Here is a 23,920-nt window from a genome sequence, read left to right on the forward strand (position 1 = left end):
TGGACACCGCACTGTGAATATCGCCCTGACCCTCACTTATATCGCCACCGTCTTGCTGTTGATCGCCACGCCCGGCCCGGTCGTGGCGCTGGTGGTCAACACGGCCAGCCGCGCAGGCCGTCGCCCGGCCATTGCCACCGCACTGGGCAGCAACGCCGCATCGCTGGTGCTGATGGCTGTGGCAGCCTGGCTGATCATCGGCAGCACCACCATCGCTCCGCAATTGCTGACGGTTCTCAGCCTGGCCGGCTGCCTGTTTATCGCCTGGATGGCGCTGGCAATTCTGCGTAACACAACCGCGCAAGCCGTCACCCACAGCACGGGCCATGGCGGCGTGCGGCGCGGCTTCATGGTGGGCATCTCCAACCCCAAGGACATCATTTTCTTCCTGGCCTTCTTCCCGCAATTTCTGCAGATCAGCACATCGCTGAACACCAGCCTGGCGCTGCTTTCCTTACTTTGGATCATCATCGATCTATTGGTGCTGGGCGCCTGGATTGTGCTGGCCGGCACCTTGGCACGGCGCCTCGGCGGCCATCTGATCAGCCGCTGCTCGGGCATCGCCTTGCTGCTGATCGCTGTTGCCGGTGTGATTCATAACCTGCATCAGTGGCTGACATAGCGGCAGATTGCCTGACAATTTCCGCTGCTCTCTCCGGTCTGCGTCTACGCTTGTTTCAGGGCGCCTCTAAAAACGTTGCCGAGGAAGTCAGCGCAAGGCAAAAACGGGCGAAAAAGCGGAGTTTACACATTGTAAATGAGCATTTTGAGCCTGTTTTTAACGCAGTGATGACGACGCAGGTAGTTTTTAGAGGTGCCCTCAAGCAGGTTCAACAGGATGGCCGGAGCCAATTGTCTATGGGCGTATTACGGCATTCAGATACTGAGCAAGCGGCGGATTGCGCTGATCACCCGCCAGCGCCGCCCTCACCTTCGCCGCGCAAGCGTTACGGCTGGCGAGTGTTCTGGGTGCTGGTGGTCATGGGCGGCGTGGGGCTGGGTGTGGCCCTGGCGATGGAAAGCCGCAGCTCGCGCTGGCAGGCGCAAGAAATCTCGCGACTGGCGGCCGACCTGACCTGGAAGCTTGAGCCTGGCCCCAGCGATCTGCGTATTTATCCGGGCGAAGGGCCGTTCGACAAGCGCCTGGGCTATTCGGCACTGGAGGTCTTCACCCAGCGTTTGCTCAAGCGCGATTACCTGATTGCCGAACAAACGCGCTTTTCGCCGGAATTGATGCGCTATGGCCAACTCGGTTTTTTCGTGCCCTATCAGGAAAAGATCCAGACCGGGCTGACCATCACCGATTGCCGCGCCGCGCCGCTGTACCAGTTCAGTTATCCGCAGCAGTTTTATGCGGAGTTTGCCGCCATTCCGCCGCTGGTGGTGCAAAGCCTGTTGTTCATCGAGAACCGCAACCTGCTTGACCCCGAACAGCCGCTGGCCAACCCGGCGGTGGATTGGCCGCGCTTTGTCAAAGCGGCCTGGTCGCAAGTCGCCAAGCGCTTGTCACTGCCCGGCCAGTCGGCGGGCGGCAGCACGCTGGCCACACAACTGGAAAAGTACCGGCACTCCCCCGATGGCCTGACCCAGACCGGCATCGAGAAACTGCGGCAGATGTTCTCGGCCAGCGTGCGGGTTTACCAGCAAGGCGAACAGACCCTGCCGGCGCGCCAGCGCGTGGTGCGCGATTACCTCAACAGCGTGCCGCTGTCGGCCGTGCCGGGTCATGGCGAAGTGCATGGCCTGGCCGAAGGCTTGCGGGTCTGGTTCGGCGCCGACTTTGCCCGCACCAACCAGGTTCTGTCTGGCAACACCGACACCCCTCAGGCGCTGGATGAAAAAGCCCTGGCCCTGCGCGAAGTGCTGGCGCTGGTGATTGCCCAGCGGCGGCCGTCGTATTACCTGTCCAAGGGCCGCGCCGAACTGGCGGACCTGATCGATAGCCATCTGCGCGTGCTGGCCGGTGCCGGCATCATCGAGCAACCGCTGGCCGATGCCGCGCTGGCCCGGCAGCTGACCTACCGCGACTGGGAACAGCAGCCCACCTGGCAACCCATCGAAAACAACAAGGGCATCAGCGTGGCACGCAGTCGCCTGTCGAACATGCTCGACCGGCCGTTCTACGACCTGGACCGGCTCGACTTGTCGGCCACCACCACGTTGCAGGGCGAGTTGCAGGACAAGGTCACCCGCTATTTGCGCGAGCTGGCCGACCCGACATTCGCGGCCAGCCTGGGCCTGATCGGTGAGCGCTTGCTGAGCCCGGCCAGCACCGCGCAGGTGCGCTACAGCTTCACGCTGTTCGAAGGCACGCCGGACGGCTTTCGCGTGCGCGTGCAGACCGACAGCACCGACCAGCCCTTCGATATCAACGAAGGCAGCAAGCTGGAACTGGGCTCCACCGCCAAGTTGCGGGTGTTGACCACGTACCTGGAAATCATCGCCGAACTGCACCAGCGCTATGCCGAGACCAGCACCGGCGAGCTGCGCAAGGTGCCGGTCGAAGAGCCTGACCGGCTGACGCGCTGGGCACTGGATTACCTGATCCAGAACCCGGACCGCGACCTCTCGAAAATGCTTGCCGCCGCGCTCGACCGGCGTTATTCGGCAAGCCCCGGCGAGGCTTTTTTCACCGGTGGCGGGCTGCACCGCTTTAACAACTTTCGCAGCCAGGACAACGGCCGGCTGCCGACGCTGCGTGAGTCGCTGCGCGAGTCGATCAACCTGCCGTTCATTCGCCTGATGCGCGATGTGGTGCGCTACAGCACCTATCAGGCGCCCGGCAACAGTGCCGAACTGCTCAAGGACGATAGCGATCCCCGCCGTCAGGAATACCTGAGCCAGTTTGCCGACCGCGAAGGCCGGGTGTTCCTGCTGCGGTTCTGGAAACGCTACAAGGACAAGACCTCGCCAGCGCGCCTGGAGACCTTTCTGGACGGCATGCGCCCCACCGCTTCGCGCCTGGCGGCGGTGCATCGTTATTTGCAGCCCCAGGCCGATCAGAAAACCTTCAACACCTTTGTCCGTACGCGCCTGGCCGACAGCGAAGCGGCCAAGGTCACGGACAAACGCCTGACCGAGCTGTACAAAAACTATGGCCCCGGCGCTTACGATTTGCCCGATCAGGGCTACATTGCCCGGGTCCACCCGCTGGACCTGTGGCTGGTGGGCTTTTTGCTCGACAACCCGCAAGCGCAGTTCAAGGACGCCGTGGCCGCCAGTGTGCATGAGCGTCAGGAAGTCTATAGCTGGCTGTTCAAGAGCCGGCACAAGAGCGCCCGCGACAGCCGCATCCGCAGCATGATGGAGGTCGAGGCGTTTCTCGATATCGAGCAGCGCTGGCAGCGCCTGGGCTATCCGTTCGATCATCTGGTGCCGTCGCTGGCGACCGCCATCGGCAGCTCCGGAGACCGCCCGGCGGCGCTGGCCGAGTTGATCGGAATCATCCAGAACGACGGCATCCGCCTGCCGACGGTGCGCATCGACAGCCTGCACCTTGCCGCCGACACGCCTTATGAAACCCGACTGAGCATCAACCCCGACCTGGGCAAGCGCGTGCTGCCCTCCGAGGTGGCCACGGCCATGCGCGAGGCCTTGTCGGAGGTGGTCGACAGCGGTACCGCCAAGCGCGTATTGGGCACCTTCAAACTCCAGGACGGTAGTGTGCTGGCCATGGGCGGCAAGACCGGCACCGGGGATAACCGTATCGAAAGTGTCGGCTCTGGCGGGCGCATTCTGCAGTCACGGGCGATCAACCGTACCGCGACATTCGTGTTCTATCTGGGCGACCACCATTTCGGCACGCTCACCGCCTATGTGCCTGGCCGCGCCGCCGAAGGCTATCGCTTTACCTCTGCTTTGCCGGTGCAGGTGCTCAAGGGCATGGCGCCTATTCTCACGCCGTATCTGGAAGACCATGGCCTGGCCATGTGTGGTCCAGCCCCGCCACTTTAAATTTGCAAGAGAATCAGATACTTGATTCTCAAATGAGAATAATTCCAGACAAGGTGCTTGCGAAGACGTAAAGATATATCTTAAGGTATATCTAAACGTAACAACGAGAACCCTGATGAAAGATGACTTTCACCCTGCAGGCCCTCACGCCGACAAGCGTGGTGGCCGCGAACGCGGCGAACGTGGCGGGCGCGGGCCTCGGGTATTTGCCCCCGGCGACCTCAAGCTGCTGCTGCTGGACCTGATTGCCGGGCAGCCTTGCCATGGCTATGACCTGATCCGCCAGATCGAAGCCATGTTCGAGGGCGCCTACAGCCCGAGCCCTGGCGTGATCTACCCGACCCTGACCTTTCTTGAAGAAAGCGAACTGATTCAGGGCGATGCCGCCGCTGGCAAAAAACGCTATGCCCTGACCGAAGCCGGCCGCGCCTGGCTGGACGAACAGGCCGTCGCCATGGACGGCGTGCGCATGCGCATCGAAGTCAGCAAGCGCTCGCTGCGCGGCCATGACCGGCCCCAGGAAATTCACGAGGCCGTGAACAACCTGCGCCACGCGCTGCACATGCACCACGGCCGCTGGTCGCCCGCAGAAATCCTGCGCGTGCGCGACCTGCTCAACGACACCGCCAAAGCCATTGCCGACGGCCCTCATTCCCAAGCCGAGAAACCTTTATGAATTCACCTCAATCGATCCATCGCGTCATGCATGAAATCAAACGCCGCAAGCTCGAAGTGCTGCGCGTGACCGACATTACGCCGCTGATGCGCCGCGTCACCCTGCACGGGCCTGACCTGGCGGGTTTTATCAGCCTGGGCGCCGACGATCACGTCAAGCTGCTGTTTGCACGCACACCTGAAGAGCAGGCGGCGCTGGAAAACCTGAGCCTGGGCCGCGACAGCGAAGGCCCGCGCCCGGCGATGCGCGACTACACGCCACGGCGCTACGATGCGCACACCAACGAGCTGGACATCGACTTTGTGCTGCACGGTCACGGCCCTGCTGCCAGTTGGGCCGCCCAGGTGCAGCCCGGCCAGTTTCTGTACATCGCCGGCCCGCGTGGTTCGCTGGTGGTGCCGGACATCTTCGACAGCTACTTGCTGATTGGCGATGAAACCGCGATCCCGGCAATTGCCCGGCGCCTTGAAGAATTGCCGGCCGGACGTACGGCGCGGGTGCTGATCGAGGTGGCCAACCTGCAAGAGCGCCAGCCGCTGACCAGCCAGGCCCAGGTCGACGTCAGTTGGGTGGTGCGCGGCGAGCAGGACCTGCTCGACGTTATCCGTGATGTGCAAGTACCCGCAGGCAAGCTCTACGCCTGGGTGGCGACCGAGGCGGCGCTGTCACGCAAGGCACGGCGCATCTTGCTGGATGACCTGGGACTGGACGACGAATTCGTCAAGGCCGCCGGTTACTGGCGCCTGGATGAATCCGAGCCCGAAGCGCATTGATCGCCATCGCCCGATCCTCGCGGGTCGGGCCTCTCAAGCCTTCTTGAGCAAACGGTCCGCTGTCAGTACCAGCAGCGCGATCAGCACAAAACCTGCCAGTACGCCGCCTGCATTGAGCAGCGCCGGGGTAAAGCCAATGGTGCCGACATCGATGAACGGGTACATATAGTCGCCGAGCGCATTGCCGCGCAGCAGCACATAACCGAAGTAGGTAATGGGGTACAGCATCCACAGCAGGATATGGCGGATGCCCAGCGCCGCCCTTGGCACGTACAACGCCCAATAGATCACGAACAATAGCGGCATCACGTCGTGCAGCAGTTCATCGGCAATCCACTGCCAGCCTTGCGGTTGCCACAGGTGGCGCAACAGCAGGTTGTAGGCAAGCCCTACCAGCGCGATGCTGGCGGCGATACCGCTGCACACCGCAGGATTACGAAAGAACCGCCAGCCGGGACCATCGCGGCGGCTGAGCGCGCAGGTCAAGGCGACCGCCACCAGGGTATTGGTCAGCACGGTAAAAAAACTGAAGAAGCGCACCAGCCCGCCCAGCAGGCTGGCGTGATCGGCCCAACGGCCAAGAAAAATCAGGTATTGCTGAACGGCCAGGCCAAACCAGCCCAGGGAGGCGGCGACCAGAACGAAGCGGCGCATTACGATGGACGCTTGGTGCGCTGCAACTTCACGTACAGGCCTTCAACCTTTTCCCGTGCCCACGGGGTCTTGCGCAGGAACGTCAGGCTCGACTTGATGCTCGGGTCGCTCTTGAAGCAGCGGATATCGATGCGTTCGGCCAGCCCCGACCATTCATAGTGCGCGACCAGCGCTTCGAGGATGCCTTGCAGCGTGACGCCGTGCAGCGGGTCGTTGGAGGGTGTTGTCATGTCATACCTTGATGTGAGGCTGGGTGAAAACAGCGCACCTTAGCCCAGCGCGTGCGCGGCGGGAAGTGCTGAAGCAAGAAGTGCTGCTGGAAAACTCTAGCTGCAGCACCGGCCTTGCTGCCCGCCATCCGTCCTGTTTCCCGAATCTCGCTGAAACGTTTTGTTACCACCGACGTCTGCACTGTGTGCAACTGCATCCTGCCCCGGCGTTCGGGGGCGTGGCACCAGAACAATGATCAATACGGTGCCAGTTACTTAACCTTCACGGAGATTCGCACTATGAGCACTGAAGGTGCTATTGGGCGCAACCGTCTGCTGCCGAGACTGCTCGGGGTAGTTGTGTTGCTGATGGGGCTGTTCCTGCTGGCCTATGGGGTCAGGCTGCTGCAACTGGGCGGCTCGACGTATTACATCCTGACCGGCCTGGGGCTGATGGTGACTGCGATCCTGCTGTTCAAGGGCCATCGCGCGGCCTTGGGACTGTACGCAATCATCCTGTTCGCCAGCACCGTGTGGGCACTCTGGGAGGTGGGCCTGGACTGGTGGCAACTGGTGCCGCGCCTGGCACTGTGGTTTGCCCTGGGTATTGTCTTGTTGCTGCCCTGGGTACGTCGCCCGCTGCAGATCGATCGCCCCGCGCGCCTGCACACTGGCGGCCTGGGTATTGCCGTGGCACTGGCCGGCCTTGCCGCCATCGCCAGCCAGTTCACCCATCCAGGGCGTATCGAAGGTCAGCTGGATCGCGAAACAGCCGGCATCACCAATAGCGCGCCAGCCATGCCCGACGGCGACTGGCAGTCTTATGGCCGCACCGCCTACGGCGACCGGTATTCGCCACTGGCGCAGATCACGCCCGAGAACGTGCATAAGCTCGAAGCGGCCTGGACATTCCGCACCGGCGACATTCCGGGGCCGGGCGATCCGGGCGAGACCACCGCAGAAAACACCCCGCTCAAAGTCAACGGCATGCTGTACGTGTGTACCCCGCACAGCCAGGTGATTGCGCTGGACCCGGACAGCGGCAAGGAAATCTGGCGCTACGATCCGAAGATCAGCACCCAGAGCGCCAAGGACTTCAAGGGCTGGGCACACATGACCTGCCGTGGCGTGGCCTATCACGACGAAGCGGCTTATAGCGCGACGCCAGCCGCACAAAACGTCGCGGCCACTAGCTGTCCGCGGCGAATCTTCCTGCCCACCGCCGACACCCGCCTGATCGCGCTGAATGCCGACACCGGCAAGGTCTGCGAAGGCTTCGGCAACCAGGGTTCGGTCGACCTGCGAACCAATATCGGCAGCTTTGCGCCCGGCGGTTACTACTCGACCTCGCCGCCTGCGGTGACCAAGGACCTGGTAGTGATCGGCGGGCACGTCACTGACAACGTTTCGGTCGACGAGCCGTCCGGCGTGATCCGCGCCTTTGACGTGCGCACCGGCCGCCTGGTGTGGAACTGGGACAGCGGCAATCCTGCGCAGACCGCCCCGATTGCCGAAGGCCAGACCTACACGCGCAACTCGCCCAACATGTGGTCAATGTTCAGCGTCGATGAAAACCTCGGCCTGCTCTACCTGCCGATGGGCAACCAGATGCCCGATCAGTGGGGCGGCAACCGCACCGAAGACTCTGAGAGATTCAGCGCCGGCCTGGTCGCGCTGGACATCGCCACCGGTCAGTTGCGCTGGCACTACCAGTTCACCCATCACGACCTGTGGGACATGGACGTCGGTGGCCAGCCAACGCTGATGGACATGAAAACCGCCGACGGCCTCAAGCCTGCGGTGCTGGCCTCGACCAAGCAGGGCAGCATTTATGTGCTGGACCGGCGCAACGGCGAGCCTATCGTGCCGATCCATGAAGTGCCGGTGCCGCAAGGCGCGGTCGAAGGTGACCGTACCTCGCCGACCCAGCCCAAGTCAGAGCTGAACTTCATGCCGCCGCCGCTGCGCGAACGCGACATGTGGGGCGTCACGCCGTTCGACCAGCTGCTGTGCCGCATCGACTTCAAGTCGTTGCGTTACGAAGGGCCGTTCACCCCGCCGTCGCTGCAAGGCACGCTGGTGTATCCGGGTAACTTCGGGGTGTTCGACTGGGGCGGTATTTCGGTCGATCCGGTGCGCCAGATCGCCTTCGTCAACCCAAGCTATATGGCGTTCCGCTCCAAACTGGTGCCGGCCGCCGAGGTTGAAGCAGGCCCTGGCCGCAAGAGCGAGACCGAAGGCGTGCAGCCCAACAAGGGCGCACCATACGGGGTGATTCTTGAGGCCTTGCTGTCGCCCATGGGCCTGCCTTGCCAGGCACCGGCCTGGGGTTACGTGGCAGCTGTGGACCTGACCACCCACAAGACCATCTGGAAACACAAGAACGGTACCGTGCGCGACAGCTCACCGGTGCCGATCCCGTTGACCATGGGCGTGCCGAGTCTGGGTGGCACGATTACCACTGCCAGCGGCCTGGGCTTCCTGAGCGGTACGCTGGACCAGTATCTGCGCGCCTACGATCTGCGTAACGGCAAGCAACTCTGGGAAGCGCGCCTGCCAGCAGGCGCACAGACCACGCCGATGACCTACACCGGCAAGGACGGCCAGCAATACGTGCTGGTGATGGCCGGCGGTCATGGCTCGCTGGGGACAAAACAAGGGGATTATGTGGTGGCTTACAAGCTGCCTAAATAACCGGTGGGACCGAACCCGGTACTGGCATCTGCCGGACCGGGAAACGGGCCACAAAGCAGGTGCCGTGCTGCGCATCGGAGGTGACCGACAAGGTGCCTTCATGCCCTTGCATGATCTGCGCGGCGATGTACAGGCCCAGCCCCAGGCCTTCGCCGCGCGCACCGGCTTCACAGCGCGTGAACGGCCGGAACAGCAAAGGCATCAGGGCCACGGGAATCGGCTCGCCCTGGTTGGCCACCGACAGCATCAGGTCGCCCTCGTCGATACGCGCCACCAGCTTGATCGGCGATTGCCGCGCACCGTGGATCACGGCATTGCCCAGCAGATTGGAGAGCAGTTGCCCCATCCGTCCGGGGTCGCAGTAAATACCCGAGCCCAGACACAAGTCGACATCTATCTGGCTGTCCGGATTCGACGCCAGCACTTCGCCGACCACGGCTTGAAAATACCCTTCCAGGTCATCGACCCAGACACGCCGCACCGTGATGCCGTCGCCCAGCCGGCCGCGTGCGAAATCCAGCACGTCTTCGATCAAGGCGCCCATGCGCTGTGAACTCTTGCCGATGGCCGCCGCCAGCTTTTGCTCACGCTCGTTGGTGACGCGCGCCTGCAGCAGCTCGGCGCTCATGCGAATGGCACTCAAGGGCGTGCGCAGGTCATGGCCGAGCACGGCGATGAACTGCTCGCGCAATCTTCCGGCCTCTTCGGCGTCGGACAGGGCATGCTCTTTGATTTCAAGATCGCGTTGCAGATCCAGGTTGGCGGCGATCAATTGCGCGAAAAGCGTCAGGGTCGCCAGCAGGCTGGAGTCTTCGACATCGGCCGGCGCCGGATCAATGGCACACAAGGTGCCGAAGAAGTGCCCGTCAGCCTGCACAATCGGAATCGAGACGTAGCTCTGCAACTGGTAGATACGCGGCGTATGGTGCGCGGCATACAGCGGGTGTTCGCTGGCATGGCCGAACACCACCGGCTGACGATGCTGGCGTATTTCATGGCAGATGGTGGAATCGATCACCAGTTGACCGCCAGGCTTGAGGCCAAAATCAATCGAGTCGTCGACGGCGCACGCCACCCAGTGCTGTTCGGTGACCCGCGCCACGGCAGCGAAGCGCATGCCGGTCATCTGCTTCATCATGCGCAGGATGATCGGCACCGAATCGATACGGTCGATGGCGCCGATATCGCTGGAGAAGTCTTTTGCCGTCATGACATCCAGGCCCGGTTCAAGAGAAAGCCACGATCATACGCCTACTTGCCAATCACGTCCCCGCGCAGCGCGGCCAGGCGACCGATGAGGCGATTCTGCGTCGGCACCGGGATCTTCTGTTCATCCATGGACTTGATCAGGTTTTCCACCAGTGCATTGAAGTTGCTGCGGGTCAGGTTCTGGCCCTTGTGCGATTCCGCCAGGCTGTCGCCACCGTAGGTGCATGGGCCGCCGGCCTCAACGCAGAAAAACTCCACCAGACGGTCACGCAACAGCACGATGTTGACCCGGCGAAAGCGTTCAACGATGCGCTCGTCCTGCGCCACGTTGAGCAACATTCCTTCGACGATGCGCTGAATACCGGCACGCTGGCCCAGCGCCTGATACAGGCTGTCGTCTTTGGCAGGCTGCGGGGGCTGGGCGCAACCGACCAGCACGAGGAACATCAGGCACGCGAACAGACGCTTCATCAGAATCCTCCCTGCAAGGACACATAAGCGCCGTTCTGGTCTTCCAGGGTCGCGATCTCGCCCAGCCGGGCGTAGGCTGCGACCACGGAGAAATGCTTGTTGGGGAACCAGCCAACAAACACATCGGCCCAGTCGCTTTCACCGGCGAACGACAGGTTGTCGGGTTTTTCGCGGTACTCCAGGCCCACGGCCCAATGCGGGTTGAACAGCACCGCCACCGAGCCTTCCTTGAGCAGGCTGCGGCTGTCGCGGCGGTCGCCACCGAAGCCCAGCAGGCCGGTTTCGTTGGCCCGGCTATAGCGCACCCCGCCGTTGAGCAGCAGGTTGTAGCCAAACGCCCCACCAATGAACAACCGGCTGGCGGTCAGGTAGCCTTCGACGTCGGCATCGCGCCTGGCGCCGACCAGGCTGGGAATCAGGAAATCGTTCTGGTGCTTGTACTGCACGCCCAGCGACACCTGTGGCAGGTTGTCGAAAATCAAATCGCCGAACAGCCGCACTTTCACACCAAAGACGTCCTGGGTCAGGTTGTCTTCGGGCAGGCTCAGGTTGCGCTGCAAAGTGCCCAGGTCGAAGCGTTGGTGCGCATAGGAAAATTCGACGCGGTTGCCATACGACACCGTCACCCCGGCCACATCGAAGGTGTAGTCCGGCAGGTCGACGTGAGTGGCAGCGGCAGTCGCACCCCACTCACCCTCTTCGCTGTAGCCGCTGATCACCGCCCACGGAATGATCCCGCCGCCGGCGGCACCTTCGATACTGCCGGCGCCGCCGGTAGCAACCAGACGACCATTATCGGCCAGGGCCTGCGGCGCGACAGCGCCCAGCACGCAGCTCAGCAGGCAACTTGAAAAGCATGAAATCCGGTAGTGCATGTCAGTGAACCATCAGGCCGGTGGAGGTATGGCTCTTGGTAATCCAGGCCTCGAACGCCACCGCGCTGAGCGGTCGACTGATGAGGTAACCCTGAGCCGTATCACAGTGCCAGCGTTCGAGCAGTTGCAGGCTGTGCTCATACTCGACGCCTTCAGCAACCACCTTGAGCCCCAGGTTGTGGCTCATCTCGATGGTCGAACGAACAATCACCGCGTCTTCGCTGGTTTCATCCAGGTTGCGCACGAATGACTGATCAATCTTGAGTTCCTGCACCGGCAGGCGCTTGAGGTGCGCCAATGAGGAGTAACCGGTGCCGAAATCATCCACCGACAGGCTGATGCCGCATTCGCGCAGGCGATTGAGCACGACCAGGGCGCGCTCCGGCTCGCTCATGATGGCGCTTTCGGTGATCTCGAAAATCAATTGCTCGGCCGGCACCTGATGCAGGCGCAGCACATGCGTCACATGCCCGACCAGATCGCCACCGAGCAGGTCGTCGGCCGAGACGTTGACCGACAGCTGTACGAACAGGCCGCGCCGGCGCCATTCGGCCACCTGGCGCACGGCTTCGCTGATGACCCAGGTGGTCAGCAACTGGATACTGCCGGTGCGCTCGGCCAGCACAATGAATTCGCCCGGCGAGACGTTGCCGAACTGCGGATGGTTCCAGCGCAACAGAGCCTCGGCCTGGCGTACATGGCCCTGGCGAATGTCCAGTTTGGGCTGGTAGTGCAGGTGCAGCTCGCCGTTGCCAGGCGCTTTACGCAAATCGCGGATCAGGCTGATCTGGCGCTGGTGGGCCAGGTCGCGGCCGTCTTCATAGATATGCAGGCGGCCCGGCAGGCTGGCGGCATCCTTGCGGGCAATCAGTGCGCGATTGAGCAATTCTTGTGCAGCATCGCCGTGCTCGGGGTAGACGGCGATGCCGATGCAGCATTCCAGCGCGATATCGTGGCCATCAACGTGCTGCTGCTCGTTGAGCAGGCGCTGCAACTGGTCGCCGCGACCCACTGCGCTGTCGCTGCTGGTGTGGTCGAGCAACAATAGAAATTCGTTGGCGGTCAGCCGCGCGACCGTGTCGCCGGCATGCAGGCCCGATTGCAGGCGCTGGCCCAGCTCGCGCAGCAACAGGTCCATCGCCTCGGCTCCCACGCTGTCATGAACCGACTTGAAATTGTCGATGCCCAGGTACATCAGGGCCACCGGCCGTTCGGCCGCAATCGAGCTGCCCAGACGCTCCATGACCAGCGCCCGGTTGGGCAGGCCGGTCACTGCATCGTGCAAGGCGTTGTGCGCCAACTGGTCCTCACGCACCGCAATGCCGTGCTGCATGCTGTTGATCGCGCCCGCCAGCATGCCGAGTTCGTCCTGGCGCGCCATGTTCACCGGGGTGCGGTAATCGCCATCACCAATACGCTTGGCGGCCAGCGCCAGGGCACGCACCGGCAACGACACGCTGCGCGCCAGGGCCAGGGTGCCGATCAACGAAGCCAGCAAGGCGGCCAGGGATATCCAGAAAATCTTCTGATCCAGCGGCTCAAAGGCCTGCAAGGCTTTGTCCAGCGGGCTTTGCAGCAAGGCCAGTACCTGCCCTTCGCCGGAGTCGGCAAGGGTCAAAGTCTGGCTGAGAAATTTGAGGTCCGCGTGTTCGGTCATGTTCATCTGCCCGCCCGCCGACGACTGCATCAGCGCGACCAGGCTGGGATGCATGCCCTCTGGCTGGGTGCTGATCAGGTTGCCGGGCTGGCCGTTCTCGATGGTCAAAAACGACACCTCCAGGCCGCTGAGCGAGAGCATCTCTTTGGCGATGTCGCTGTCGATGGTAAAGCCCATGACCACACGGCCCAGTGGCAGCGGCGCCAATACGGTACTTTCGACCAACAGGTGCGGGATGCCACCGCCCGGCACAATCAGCATCGACTGGTTGTTGCGCTTGGCGTTGCGCAGCGCCTGATCGTAGATGAACTTCGAGCCCTCGGGCACTTCAGGCTCGGTACTGGCGATGACCTTGCCGTCCATGCCCAACAGGAACATGTCGCTGGCATTGATGCGCCCGCCATGGTTGAGCAGCACCGAGCGAATGGTCGAAGCATCCGAGCTGGCCACTGCATCGCGAAAGCCGAAGTCAGCCGCCAGCAGTTGCACCGCATCGCGCAGCCGCCGGCCGCGCAGGTCGATCAGGCGTTCGAAAACCCGGCTGCCGACCTCAAGCTGCGCCTGGGCCTGGCTGTGCACCGCATCGCTGGTGGCGAATTTGACGGCCACAAACACCGCGCAGATCACCACCAGCAGCAAGGCGATCAGCACGCCGGCAATGCGCGCCTGAAAGCTCAGACGAAGCTTCATTAATGCGCAGCCTTATGGAAGGCATCACCAAAGGCCCCCGGCGCAGGACGTGACGACGGCTCTTCAGGCTTGACATCGATGGCCAGGTCGAAACGCTTGCTCAGGCCGCCTGCCGGAACCTCGATGTCACCGCCGGCCACCGGTTGCAGGTCTTCGTTTTGCGGGTGCCAGAGGGTCGCGGTGTAGCGCCCCTCTGGCAGTTGATCGAGCTTAAGCTGGCCGCTGGCATCGGTCACGCCGAACCATGGGTCGTCGGTGACATAGATATAGCCCAGCATCCAGTCATGGATATTGCACCCCAGCACCACAAGACCGGGCTTGTCGAACAGCACAGGCTCCGACGGGGTCTTCTCGTAAAGCCGCAGTTCGAAGCGCTTGGCTTGCGAGAAGGAATACACCTGATGGCGAATGTCATCGCTATTGGGAAAGGACACTTGAGTGCCGGTGCGCACGGCCAGAACCCGTGGCACGAACTCCTGATTGCGCTGGTCCATGCTGGCCTTGAGCGCCGCGGACGGTGCCGCGCCACTGCCCTTGAGGGTCAGGACCGTGTTGGCCAGCGGCTGGCCCTGGCGATCGAACATCTGTGCGGTCAGGGTCGCTGCACTCGCACTCGCTACAGAACACACACACATGGCTGCCAGCAGCACGCGAGAAAAAACGTTGGTCATACTGAACTCATCCACAACGGCCAATGCCGGAAAGTTAAGCCAACCCTGGCAGCGATGTGTCTGGCTTGCAGATTACCGCTCGCGTCGGGCCAAGGGAACGCATGGATAGAATCATTTGGCCATCATTCAGCTATAGCCGACGGATGGCTCTTATCTGCGCCCGCGCAAGGGTTGTTTCACGCCTATGACACGCTATCGACCGATGCCATTGAAACCTGAGGCCAATCGCCCCATCTAAACAGGCATGTTCAATCTCCCAGGTGCACCATGAGCGACCAGCCGACCGCTACACACGACTCATCCGATGACGGCACTGAATATGAAGTGAATCTCGGCTCAGGCACCTCGCTGGCCCTTCCCGGACAGAACCTGCCGGACAAGGTCTACATCATCCCGATCCACAATCGCCCGTTCTTCCCCGCGCAAGTACTGCCGGTGATCGTCAACGAAGAGCCGTGGGCCGAGACGCTGGAACTGGTCAGCAAGTCGGACCATCATTCGCTGGCGCTGTTTTTCATGGACACGCCGCAGGAAGATCCGCGCCACTTCAATACCAAGGCCCTGCCGGAGTATGGCACGCTGGTAAAAGTCCACCACGCCAGCCGCGAAAACGGCCGCCTGCAGTTCGTGGCACAGGGTTTGTCGCGGGTGCGCATCAAGACCTGGCTCAAGCACCATCGCCCACCGTACATGGTCGAGGTCGAATACCCGCAGACCTCCAACCAGCCGACCGATGAGGTCAAGGCCTACGGCATGGCGCTGATCAATGCGATCAAGGAACTGCTGCCGCTCAACCCGCTGTACACCGAAGAGCTGAAAAACTACCTCAACCGCTTCAGCCCCAATGACCCGTCGCCGTTGACCGACTTTGCCGCCGCACTGACTTCGGCCAGCGGCGTGGACCTGCAAGAGGTGCTCGACTGCGTGCCGATCTTGCGGCGCATGGAAAAAGTGCTGCCGATGCTGCGCAAGGAAGTCGAAGTCGCGCGCCTGCAAAAAGAAATCTCGGCTGAAGTGAACCGCAAGATCGGCGAACACCAGCGCCAGTTCTTCCTCAAGGAACAGCTCAAGGTCATCCAGCAGGAACTGGGCCTGAGCAAGGACGACCGCAGCGCCGACATCGAGCAGTTCGAGCAGCGCCTGGAGGGCAAGACCCTGCCCGCCCAGGCGCGCAAGAAAATCGATGAAGAACTGAACAAGCTCAAGGTGCTGGAAACCGGCTCGCCCGAATACGCCGTGACCCGCAACTATCTGGACTGGGCCAGCGCCATCCCGTGGGGTGTGAACGGCGTCGACAAGCTCGACCTCAAGCACGCGCGCAAGGTGCTCGACCAGCATCACGCCGGGCTCGACGACATCAAGGCACGCATCCTCGAATTTCTTGCCATTGGCGCCTACAAAGGCGAGATCACCGGCTCCATCGTGCTGCTGGTCGGCCCGCCGGGCGTGGGCAAGACCAGCATCGGTCGCTCGATTGCGGAATCTCTGGGCCGTCCGTTCTACCGCCTGAGCGTGGGCGGCATGCGCGATGAAGCCGAGATCAAGGGCCATCGCCGCACCTACATCGGCGCCCAGCCGGGCAAGCTGGTGCAGGCGATCAAGGATGTCGAGGTGATGAACCCGGTGATCATGCTCGACGAGATCGACAAGATGGGCCAGAGCTACCAGGGCGACCCGGCCTCGGCGCTGCTCGAAACCCTGGACCCGGAACAGAACGTCGAATTCCTCGACCATTACCTCGACCTGCGCCTGGACTTGTCCAAGGTGCTGTTCATCTGTACCGCCAACACCCTGGACTCGATTCCGGGCCCGTTGATCGACCGCATGGAAGTGATCCGCCTGGCGGGTTACATCACCGAAGAAAAACTGGCCATCGCCAAGCGCCACCTGTGGCCCAAGCAACTGGAAAAGGCCGGTGTGGCCAAGACCAGCCTGTCGATCAGCGATGCTGCCCTGCGCGCCGTGATCGAAGGCTATGCCCGCGAATCCGGGGTGCGGCAACTGGAGAAACAACTGGGCAAGCTGGTGCGCAAATCGGTGGTCAAGCTGCTTGATGCGCCAGACACCGCGATCAAGATCGGCCCCAAGGATCTGGAAGCCTTGCTGGGCATGCCGGTGTTTCGCAGCGAGCAAGTGCTGTCCGGCACCGGGGTTATCACAGGCCTTGCCTGGACCAGCATGGGCGGTGCGACGCTGCCGATCGAGGCGACGCGCATCCACACCCACAACCGCGGCTTCAAGCTGACCGGCCAGTTGGGGGATGTGATGAAGGAGTCGGCAGAAATCGCCTACAGCTACGTCAGCTCCAACCTGTCCAAATTTGGCGGCGATGCGAAATTCTTCGACGAGGCCTTTGTGCATCTGCACGTGCCTGAAGGTGCCACACCCAAGGACGGCCCGAGCGCCGGCATCACCATCGCCAGCGCCCTGCTGTCGCTGGCGCGCAACCAGGCGCCGAAAAAGGGCGTGGCGATGACCGGCGAGCTGACCCTGACCGGGCATGTGCTGCCGATTGGCGGGGTGCGCGAGAAGGTGATTGCAGCGCGTCGGCAGAAGATCAACGAACTGATTCTGCCGGAGCCTAACCGGGGCAATTTCGAAGAACTGCCGGCGTACCTGAAGGAAGGCCTGACGGTGCATTTCGCCAAGCGCTTCAGCGATGTGGCGAAGGTGTTGTTCTAAAAACACGCACGGCACCGGCCTGCCCCATGGGTTGCCGGTCGGTGCCGTGATGGTATCCTCAGGCCCTTGTCTTGCCGAACGGACCTTGCCATGACCCCTGCCCGACTGATTGCGCCCTTCAGCCTTGTTCTGCTTGCTGCTTGTGCGCAAACGCCGGACCCGATCGTCTCGCTGGAAGAGCAGGACGATTGCCCGCTGGCCCTTGTCAAAGGCCAGACGCTGTTGTTGTCCCTGCCCAGCAATCCCACCACCGGCTTTCGCTGGCAGGTCCGCGACCCGGCAGCCGGCGTTTTGCGCAGCCTGGGGCCGGAGGTGTATAACGCCGACCGCAGTCAGGACATGGTAGTCGGCAGCGGCGGCCAGTCGGTCTGGCGTTATAAAGCTGAAAAGGCCGGTACCGGCCGTTTGCTGCTGACCTACAAGCAGCCGTGGGAACCGGATGCCGAGCCACAGACCACATTCGAGTGTGCCATCAGCGTGCAGTGAACCGGCGACTGGTCCGGCAACCTGCACAGGCCCATGCATCCGGCCCGCAACTTGGCTAGAATGCCGGGCTTTGCACGCCATGCGCCGGAATCGCCGTGACCCATCCAGCCGATCGCCTCTTCTCCCAGCCCTTGCCCCAGGTGCCTGACTTCGCCTTCAACGAAGACGTGGTGCGGGTTTTCCCGGACATGATCAAACGTTCTGTGCCCGGTTATCCGGCCATCGTCGAAAACCTCGGGGTGATCGCCGCGCATTTTGCCAGGCCCGACACCGTGCTCTACGACCTGGGCAGTTCGCTGGGCGCCGTGACCCAGGCCCTGCGCCGGCATGTGCGCCAGGATGGCTGCCGGGTGATTGCGGTCGACAACTCTTCGGCGATGGTCGAACGCTGCCGCGAATACCTCAATGCGCAGAATTCGATGTTCCAGGAGCTGCTGCCGGTCGAGGTCATCGAGGGCGATATCCTTGAGCTGCCCTGGCAGCCGGCCTCGGTGGTGGCGCTGAACTTCACCTTGCAGTTCATCGCCCCCGAACGGCGCCTGGAACTGCTCGGCCGCATTCGTCAGACCCTGGTGCCGGGCGGCGCGTTGATTCTTTCGGAAAAACTGCGCTTCAACGATGTCGATGAACACGACCTGCTCACCGAGCTGCACGTCGACTTCAAGCGCGCCAACGGCTACAGCGAACTGGAGATCGCCCAGAAACGCAGTGCCATCGAAAACGTCATGAAACCCGACAGCCTCGAAGAACACCGCCAGCGCCTGCGCGAGGCCGGTTTTTCGCGCGTGGTGCTGTGGTTTCAATGCATTAACTTTGCCTCGTTGATAGCCCTGCCATGATCGATCTCGCTCCACTGGTTCGCCGCCTGGCGAACACGCCTCTGGCCACTTGGGCCGAAGGCCTGCAAGCGCAACTTGATGCCAAGATGGCCAAGGGGCACGGCGACCTCGAACGCTGGAGCAATGCGCTGCAAGCCTTGCCGGCGCTGACGCCCAGCCGCGTTGAACTGCTCGACGGTTTTACCCTGGACGTGGACTGCGACGAGCAGACCCGTGCCCAGGTACGCAGCGCGTTGATGGGCCTGTCACCGTGGCGCAAGGGGCCGTTCGATGTGTTTGGCGTGCACGTCGACACTGAATGGCGCTCGGACTGGAAATGGTCGCGGGTCGCCCCGCACCTGAACCTGACCGGCAAGCGCGTGCTGGATGTCGGCTGCGGCAACGGTTATTACCAGTGGCGCATGCTCGGCGCCGGCGCCGACAGCGTGATTGGCGTCGATCCCAACTGGCTGTTCTTCTGCCAGTTCCAGGCCATGCAGCGCTACTTGCCCGACCTGCCGGCCTGGCACCTGCCGTTTGCCCTGGAAGATCTGCCAGCGGGGCTGGAAGGTTTCGACACGGTGTTTTCGATGGGCGTGCTGTATCACCGCAAGTCGCCCATCGACCATTTGCTGGCGCTGAAAGACTGCCTGCTCAAGGGCGGCGAACTGGTGCTGGAAACGTTGGTGGTGCCCGGCGATGTGCAACAGGTGCTGGTGCCCGAAGACCGCTACGCGCAGATGCGCAACGTGTGGTTCTTGCCTTCGGTGGCGGCGCTGGAGCTGTGGATGCGCCGCGCAGGCTTTACCGAAGTGCGCTGCGTGGACGTGAGCACCACCAGCGTTCAGGAACAGCGCAGCACCGACTGGATGCGCTATCAATCGCTGGGCGATTTCCTCGACCCCGACGACCACAGCCGCACCGTGGAAGGCCTGCCGGCCCCGATGCGCGCCGTGGTCATCGGCCGCAAGCCCTGATCGGGTTTAACGGGCCGCCGCGGTAATCAGCGCTTTCATTTCGGCCACGGCCGCCTTGAAGCCAACGAACAATGCATGCGCGACCAGCGCGTGGCCGATGTTCAGTTCGTTGATGCCTTTGATCGCGGCCACTGCCTCGACGTTGTGGTAATGCAGGCCGTGGCCGGCATTGACGATCAGGCCCTGGGCGACGCCAAAGGCGACGCCGTCGGCAATGCGCTGCAGTTCAACCGCGACCTCGGCCGGCGTTTCGGCATCGGCGTAGCGGCCGGTGTGCAGTTCGATGGCCGGTGCGCCAACGCGCCTGGAGGCTTCGATCTGGCGTGGGTCGGCATCGATGAACAGTGACACTTCGCTGCCGACTCGCGACAGGCGCTCCACCGCCGCCTTGATGCGCTCTTCTTGCCCGGCGACATCCAGACCGCCTTCGGTGGTCAGTTCCTGACGGGTTTCCGGCACCAGGCACACGTGGGCGGGGCGCAGGCGCTCGGCGAAGGCGAGCATTTCTTCAGTGACGCCCATTTCGAAGTTCATGCGCGTTTGCAGCACATCCTTGAGCAACAGGATGTCGCGGTCCTGAATGTGCCGGCGGTCTTCGCGCAGGTGCACGGTGATGCCATCGGCGCCCGCCTCTTCGGCATCCAGCGCGGCCTTGATCGGGTCCGGGTAACGGGTGCCGCGGGCCTGACGCAGGGTGGCGACGTGGTCGATATTCACGCCAAGAAGGATACGAGCGCTTTGGGTCACGGGGATCTCCTGGGAAGCAGGGGTTGTCTAGGGTTATCTGAAAAGACAGGCCGCAGAGCATAAAGCCTGTTCACGGCTTGCGAAACAGTTCGCGGCTGACCAGTGGCCGACCGCCCAGATGCACGGCCAGTGCCTGGCGCATCAGGCGTTTGGCGGCAGGCAATGCACCGGGTGTATCCCAGTCGGCGTTGCTCATGGCCAACAGCTCGACACCCTGGAACAGGCCGGGCTGCAATAGCCAGACGCGCTCAAGTCCGGCATCGACGCGCAAGCGGTAGAGGCCATCGGCATCCAGCGCCTGGCCGTCGACGTCGGTGTCCAGCGCAAAGCCGTAACCCAGGTCATCGAGCAGCCGCCATTCGAACGAACGCAATAACGGCTCCAGCGGCCGGCCTTCAGCCAGCGCCTCCAGTGTGGCGGCGTAATGGTCGAAAACCGCCGGGTGCGGGTCTTCGGCGGGCAGCAGGCGAATCAGCAGTTCATTGAGGTACATGCCGCTGAACAGCGCTTCGCCGATCAGCCAGCGGGCGATGCCTGCGCCTTCCATGCGCCCGACATTCTTGAGTTCGCCGCGCCCGCGAAACTCGGCTTCCAGTGGCACGAATGGCCGTGCCAGGGTGCCGGCCTTACCCCGCGCGTTGCGCAGCACGGCACGCAAACGGCCTTGCGGGGTAAGAAAGTCGACCAGCGCACTGTTTTCGCGATACGGCCGGCTATGCAGCACATAGGCAAGTTGAGCGATGGGCGTGCTCATCGAGGAGCCTTACAGGTCGTTGTAACCCAGCGAACGCAGGGCACGTTCGTCGTCAGACCAGCCACCCTTGACCTTGACCCACAGGTTGAGCATGACCTTGGAGTCGAACAGCACCTCCATGTCACGACGTGCATCGCTGCCGATGCGCTTGATGCGCTCGCCCTTGTCGCCAATGATGATTTTCTTCTGCCCGTCGCGCTCGACCAGAATCAGCGCATGGATGTGCAGAACACGCCCCTGCTGCTTGAACTCTTCGATTTCGACGGTGATCTGGTACGGCAGCTCGGCACCGAGCTGGCGCATGATCTTCTCGCGTACCAGCTCAGCGGCCAGGAAGCGGCTGCTACGGTCGGTGATCTGGTCTTCCGGGAAGAAGTGATCGCTCTCGGGCAGGTGCGAGGCAATCAGGCCTTCCAGCGCGTCGAGGTTGTGGCCGTGCTGGGCGGAGATCGGCACGATCGAAGCCTTGGGAAGCTGGCTTTGCAGCCATTCCAGGTGCGGCATCAACTCGCCCTTGTCTTCGATGCGGTCGGTCTTGTTGATCGCCAGAATCAGCGGTCCTTCGACGTATTGCACGCGCTCCAGCACCATCTGGTCCTCATCGGTCCAGCGGGTACGGTCGACCACGAAGATCACCACGTCGACGTCTTTCAACGCCGCCGAGGCGGTCTTGTTCATGTAGCGGTTCAAGGCCTTGTCGCTGTTCTTGTGCATGCCGGGAGTGTCGACATAGATGGCCTGCACGTCGCCTTCGGTCTTGATCCCCAGCATGTTGTGCCGCGTGGTCTGCGGCTTGCGCGAGGTAATCGCCAGCTTCTGGCCGAGGATGTGGTTGAGCAGCGTGGACTTGCCCACGTTGGGTCTGCCGACAATCGCGACATAGCCGCAGCGGGTTACATTTGTATCAGTCATTGCCATTCTCCACGCCCAGGGCGATTAGGGCCGCAGCAGCAGCGACCTGCTCTGCAATACGCCGGCTGACACCCTGGCCGCGGCTTTTTTCGTTCAACAGGCTGATTTCGCACTCGACAAAGAATGTCCGGCAATGCGGTTCGCCCTGGATATCGACCACCTCGTAGCGCGGCAAATCGCACGCGCGCGACTGCAAAAACTCCTGCAAACGGGTTTTCGGGTCTTTGTTGGTGTCGACCAGGGTCAGGCTGTCGAACTCATTGGTCAGCCAGGCCAGCACACGCTCGCGCGCGGTGCCCATGTCCGAGTCCAGATAGATCGCACCGATCAGCGCTTCCAGGGCATCGGCAAGAATCGACTCACGACGGAAACCGCCGCTTTTCAATTCACCCGAGCCCAGGCGCAGGTACTCGCCCAGCGCAAAGCCGCGAGCCAGCAGGGCCAGGGTTTCGCCCTTCACCAAACGGGCGCGCAAACGCGACAGCTGGCCTTCACGGGCCTGAGGAAAACGCTCGAACAGCGCCTCGCCGGCCACGAAGTTGAGAATCGCGTCACCGAGAAACTCCAGGCGCTCGTTGTTGCGACCGGCGAAGCTGCGGTGGGTCAGGGCCAGGATCATCAGGTCCTGGTCCTTGAAGGTATAACCGAGCTGACGCTCGAGACGACTTAAGGGTGCACTCACGGTTTGGCCACGCTGAATTGCTTGTCGAACTTCATGACCAGGTCGACATTGAAGATCAGGGGTTCACGTTGTTCGTAATCGAGGTGGGCCACGAACCTGTTGTTCTCCACCTTCAGTTTTAAAGCCTGTTTCAAATCTAGATTCCGGATATTGTTGACCTGCATGTTCTTACCGACATAACTGTAAAAGTCATCGACCGACTCGATCCCCAGTGACGGGTTGTTTTCGGCCGTCTCGATGATCTTCTTCATGGAAAAATAGTCGAGGTAATGAGGCACTGTCTTGAAGGCAGTGCTCACGGTAAACGCAATGAGTCCCAGCAGCAGCAACAGCCCTACCAGCGACAAACCCTTTTGCGTAGTACCGAACTTCATGTCCATTTCCAAAGAGTAGCTCGACACCGGTGCTTTACGAGCCATGGTTTCAAGCGATCCAAATGACATACGGCGCTGTTCGAGACAGCGCCGCAGCGATTACTTGATCAACCCGACCCGTGAAAAGGTCGGGAAGTGACTGAGCTTGGGCTCGGGCCAGCTCATCCATACAGCGAAGGCCTTGCCCACGATATTGCGATCCGGGACCATGCCCAGCTCATCCTTGGGAATATTGGGGTCATCCCAGTAACGGCTGTCGTTGGAGTTGTCCCGGTTGTCGCCCATCATGAAATAGTGCCCGGCAGGCACCGTCCACTCGGTGTCCGGCGGCGCGCGGTAGCGGGTCATTTCCTGACGAATCTGGTGTTCGACCTCACCGAGCTTTTCCGAATACAACTCGGCGCTGCCCAGCGTGCCCGGCTCGCTGCCGATCAGGGTCTTGGCCACCGGCTGCCCATTGATGAACAGACGCTTGTCGCTGGTGTAACGAATCTGGTCGCCCGGCAGGCCGATTACACGCTTGATGTAATTGACGCTTGGATCGCTGGGGTAGCGGAACACCATCACATCGCCGCGCTGCGGATCACCGATCTGGATGACCTTCTGGTCCAGCACCGGCAAGCGGATGCCGTACGAGAACTTGTTGACCAGAATGAAATCGCCCACATCGAGGGTCGGCTTCATCGAGCCCGACGGAATCTGGAAGGGTTCGACCAGAAACGAACGCAGCACCAGCACGATGAACAGCACCGGGAAGAACGACTTGCCGTATTCGACCAGTACCGGCTCCTTGCTCAGGCGCTCGACGACCGCCATGTCCGGCTGCCCGACACTGACCTGATAGTTCGAGATGGCGGCGCGGCGCCGGGGCGCCAGCAACACCAGATCGAGCAAGGCCAGCAGGCCGCAGACGAATACAGCAATGACCAACAACAGCGGGAAATTTAGTGACATA

The 23,920-nt window shown here is 62.2% G+C and carries 22 protein-coding genes; 9 read left to right on the forward strand and 13 right to left on the reverse strand.

The genetic code is table 11. The features are described from left to right. The first annotated feature begins 13 nt into the window (after window positions 1–13). From ACYAS9_RS00430 to ACYAS9_RS00445, 4 genes are all read left to right on the forward strand, one after another. Window positions 14–622, forward strand: a complete 609-nt coding sequence (locus ACYAS9_RS00430) for a LysE family translocator (RefSeq protein ID WP_463566369.1) — start codon at window positions 14–16, stop codon at window positions 620–622. A gap of 236 nt (window positions 623–858) precedes the next feature. Then, window positions 859–3,954, forward strand: a complete 3,096-nt coding sequence (locus tag ACYAS9_RS00435; RefSeq protein WP_463566370.1) for a transglycosylase domain-containing protein — start codon at window positions 859–861, stop codon at window positions 3,952–3,954. Window positions 3,955–4,069: 115 nt separating this feature from the next. Next, on the forward strand, window positions 4,070–4,630 hold the full coding sequence (locus tag ACYAS9_RS00440; RefSeq protein WP_463566371.1) for a PadR family transcriptional regulator: 561 nt from the start codon (window positions 4,070–4,072) through the stop codon (window positions 4,628–4,630). Next, window positions 4,627–5,403 (forward strand): siderophore-interacting protein, encoded by a 777-nt coding sequence (locus ACYAS9_RS00445; protein ID WP_463566372.1) that lies wholly within the window; start codon window positions 4,627–4,629, stop codon window positions 5,401–5,403. Before ACYAS9_RS00440 ends, ACYAS9_RS00445 begins: the two co-directional genes overlap by 4 nt. 33 nt (window positions 5,404–5,436) lie before the next feature. Here ACYAS9_RS00445 and ACYAS9_RS00450 read toward each other — a convergent pair whose 3' ends face one another. Beyond that, complete coding sequence (locus tag ACYAS9_RS00450) at window positions 5,437–6,057, reverse strand: Pr6Pr family membrane protein (RefSeq protein ID WP_463566373.1); 621 nt, start codon at window positions 6,055–6,057, stop codon at window positions 5,437–5,439. Next, the gene (locus tag ACYAS9_RS00455) at window positions 6,057–6,287 is read right to left on the reverse strand and encodes a VF530 family protein (protein ID WP_459749489.1); all 231 of its coding nucleotides are present in this window, start codon (window positions 6,285–6,287) and stop codon (window positions 6,057–6,059) included. The genes ACYAS9_RS00450 and ACYAS9_RS00455 overlap by 1 nt, the downstream gene beginning before the upstream one ends. A 279-nt stretch (window positions 6,288–6,566) precedes the next feature. Between ACYAS9_RS00455 and ACYAS9_RS00460 the strand changes: the two genes are divergently transcribed. Beyond that, the gene (locus ACYAS9_RS00460; protein ID WP_463566374.1) at window positions 6,567–8,960 is read left to right on the forward strand and encodes a glucose/quinate/shikimate family membrane-bound PQQ-dependent dehydrogenase; all 2,394 of its coding nucleotides are present in this window, start codon (window positions 6,567–6,569) and stop codon (window positions 8,958–8,960) included. On the opposite strand, the gene ACYAS9_RS00465 is transcribed toward ACYAS9_RS00460, so the two are convergent. Genes ACYAS9_RS00465 through ACYAS9_RS00485 form a run of 5 tightly spaced genes read right to left on the reverse strand, consistent with a single transcriptional unit; the run spans window position 8,953 to window position 14,533 of the window. Beyond that, window positions 8,953–10,170: a GAF domain-containing sensor histidine kinase gene (locus tag ACYAS9_RS00465; RefSeq protein WP_463566375.1), complete on the reverse strand. Its 1,218-nt coding sequence runs from the start codon at window positions 10,168–10,170 to the stop codon at window positions 8,953–8,955. The two genes, ACYAS9_RS00460 and ACYAS9_RS00465, sit on opposite strands and share 8 nt — an antisense overlap. A gap of 41 nt (window positions 10,171–10,211) precedes the next feature. Further along, complete coding sequence (locus tag ACYAS9_RS00470) at window positions 10,212–10,640, reverse strand: group I truncated hemoglobin (protein ID WP_463566376.1); 429 nt, start codon at window positions 10,638–10,640, stop codon at window positions 10,212–10,214. After that, the gene (locus ACYAS9_RS00475; protein ID WP_463566377.1) at window positions 10,640–11,515 is read right to left on the reverse strand and encodes a DUF3034 family protein; all 876 of its coding nucleotides are present in this window, start codon (window positions 11,513–11,515) and stop codon (window positions 10,640–10,642) included. Before ACYAS9_RS00475 ends, ACYAS9_RS00470 begins: the two co-directional genes overlap by 1 nt. A gap of 1 nt (window position 11,516) precedes the next feature. Further along, window positions 11,517–13,862: a bifunctional diguanylate cyclase/phosphodiesterase gene (locus tag ACYAS9_RS00480; RefSeq protein WP_463566378.1), complete on the reverse strand. Its 2,346-nt coding sequence runs from the start codon at window positions 13,860–13,862 to the stop codon at window positions 11,517–11,519. Then, a complete protein-coding gene (locus tag ACYAS9_RS00485) occupies window positions 13,862–14,533 on the reverse strand; it encodes a methylamine utilization protein (protein WP_463566379.1) in 672 nt (223 codons plus the stop codon). Before ACYAS9_RS00485 ends, ACYAS9_RS00480 begins: the two co-directional genes overlap by 1 nt. 267 nt (window positions 14,534–14,800) lie before the next feature. On the opposite strand from ACYAS9_RS00485, the gene lon reads away from it, so the two are divergent. The 4 genes from lon (at window position 14,801) to cmoB (ending at window position 19,496) form a co-directional block, all read left to right on the forward strand. After that, window positions 14,801–17,215, forward strand: a complete 2,415-nt coding sequence (lon, locus tag ACYAS9_RS00490; RefSeq protein WP_463566380.1) for an endopeptidase La — start codon at window positions 14,801–14,803, stop codon at window positions 17,213–17,215. Between the two features lie 90 nt (window positions 17,216–17,305). Further along, window positions 17,306–17,701, forward strand: coding sequence for a protease inhibitor I42 family protein (locus tag ACYAS9_RS00495; RefSeq protein WP_463566381.1), 396 nt, complete (start codon window positions 17,306–17,308; stop codon window positions 17,699–17,701). 95 nt (window positions 17,702–17,796) lie between these two features. Next, window positions 17,797–18,540, forward strand: a complete 744-nt coding sequence (gene cmoA, locus ACYAS9_RS00500; protein ID WP_463566382.1) for a carboxy-S-adenosyl-L-methionine synthase CmoA — start codon at window positions 17,797–17,799, stop codon at window positions 18,538–18,540. Beyond that, complete coding sequence (cmoB, locus tag ACYAS9_RS00505; protein WP_463566383.1) at window positions 18,537–19,496, forward strand: tRNA 5-methoxyuridine(34)/uridine 5-oxyacetic acid(34) synthase CmoB; 960 nt, start codon at window positions 18,537–18,539, stop codon at window positions 19,494–19,496. The genes cmoA and cmoB overlap by 4 nt, the downstream gene beginning before the upstream one ends. 6 nt (window positions 19,497–19,502) lie before the next feature. Here the strand turns inward: cmoB and pdxJ are convergent, their stop codons facing one another. The 6 genes from pdxJ to lepB form a co-directional block, all read right to left on the reverse strand. Further along, complete coding sequence (gene pdxJ, locus ACYAS9_RS00510) at window positions 19,503–20,243, reverse strand: pyridoxine 5'-phosphate synthase (RefSeq protein ID WP_463566384.1); 741 nt, start codon at window positions 20,241–20,243, stop codon at window positions 19,503–19,505. 70 nt (window positions 20,244–20,313) lie between these two features. Then, window positions 20,314–20,997 (reverse strand): DNA repair protein RecO, encoded by a 684-nt coding sequence (gene recO / locus ACYAS9_RS00515; protein ID WP_463566385.1) that lies wholly within the window; start codon window positions 20,995–20,997, stop codon window positions 20,314–20,316. 9 nt (window positions 20,998–21,006) lie between these two features. Then, window positions 21,007–21,909, reverse strand: coding sequence for a GTPase Era (gene era / locus ACYAS9_RS00520; RefSeq protein WP_463566386.1), 903 nt, complete (start codon window positions 21,907–21,909; stop codon window positions 21,007–21,009). Continuing rightward, window positions 21,902–22,591, reverse strand: coding sequence for a ribonuclease III (gene rnc, locus ACYAS9_RS00525; protein WP_463566387.1), 690 nt, complete (start codon window positions 22,589–22,591; stop codon window positions 21,902–21,904). Before rnc ends, era begins: the two co-directional genes overlap by 8 nt. After that, on the reverse strand, window positions 22,588–22,965 hold the full coding sequence (locus ACYAS9_RS00530; protein ID WP_463566818.1) for a DUF4845 domain-containing protein: 378 nt from the start codon (window positions 22,963–22,965) through the stop codon (window positions 22,588–22,590). Before ACYAS9_RS00530 ends, rnc begins: the two co-directional genes overlap by 4 nt. 99 nt (window positions 22,966–23,064) lie before the next feature. After that, window positions 23,065–23,919, reverse strand: a complete 855-nt coding sequence (lepB, locus tag ACYAS9_RS00535; RefSeq protein WP_463566388.1) for a signal peptidase I — start codon at window positions 23,917–23,919, stop codon at window positions 23,065–23,067. Window position 23,920 lies beyond the last annotated feature (1 nt).

It is taken from the genome of Pseudomonas sp. HP_08 (assembly GCF_055284095.1).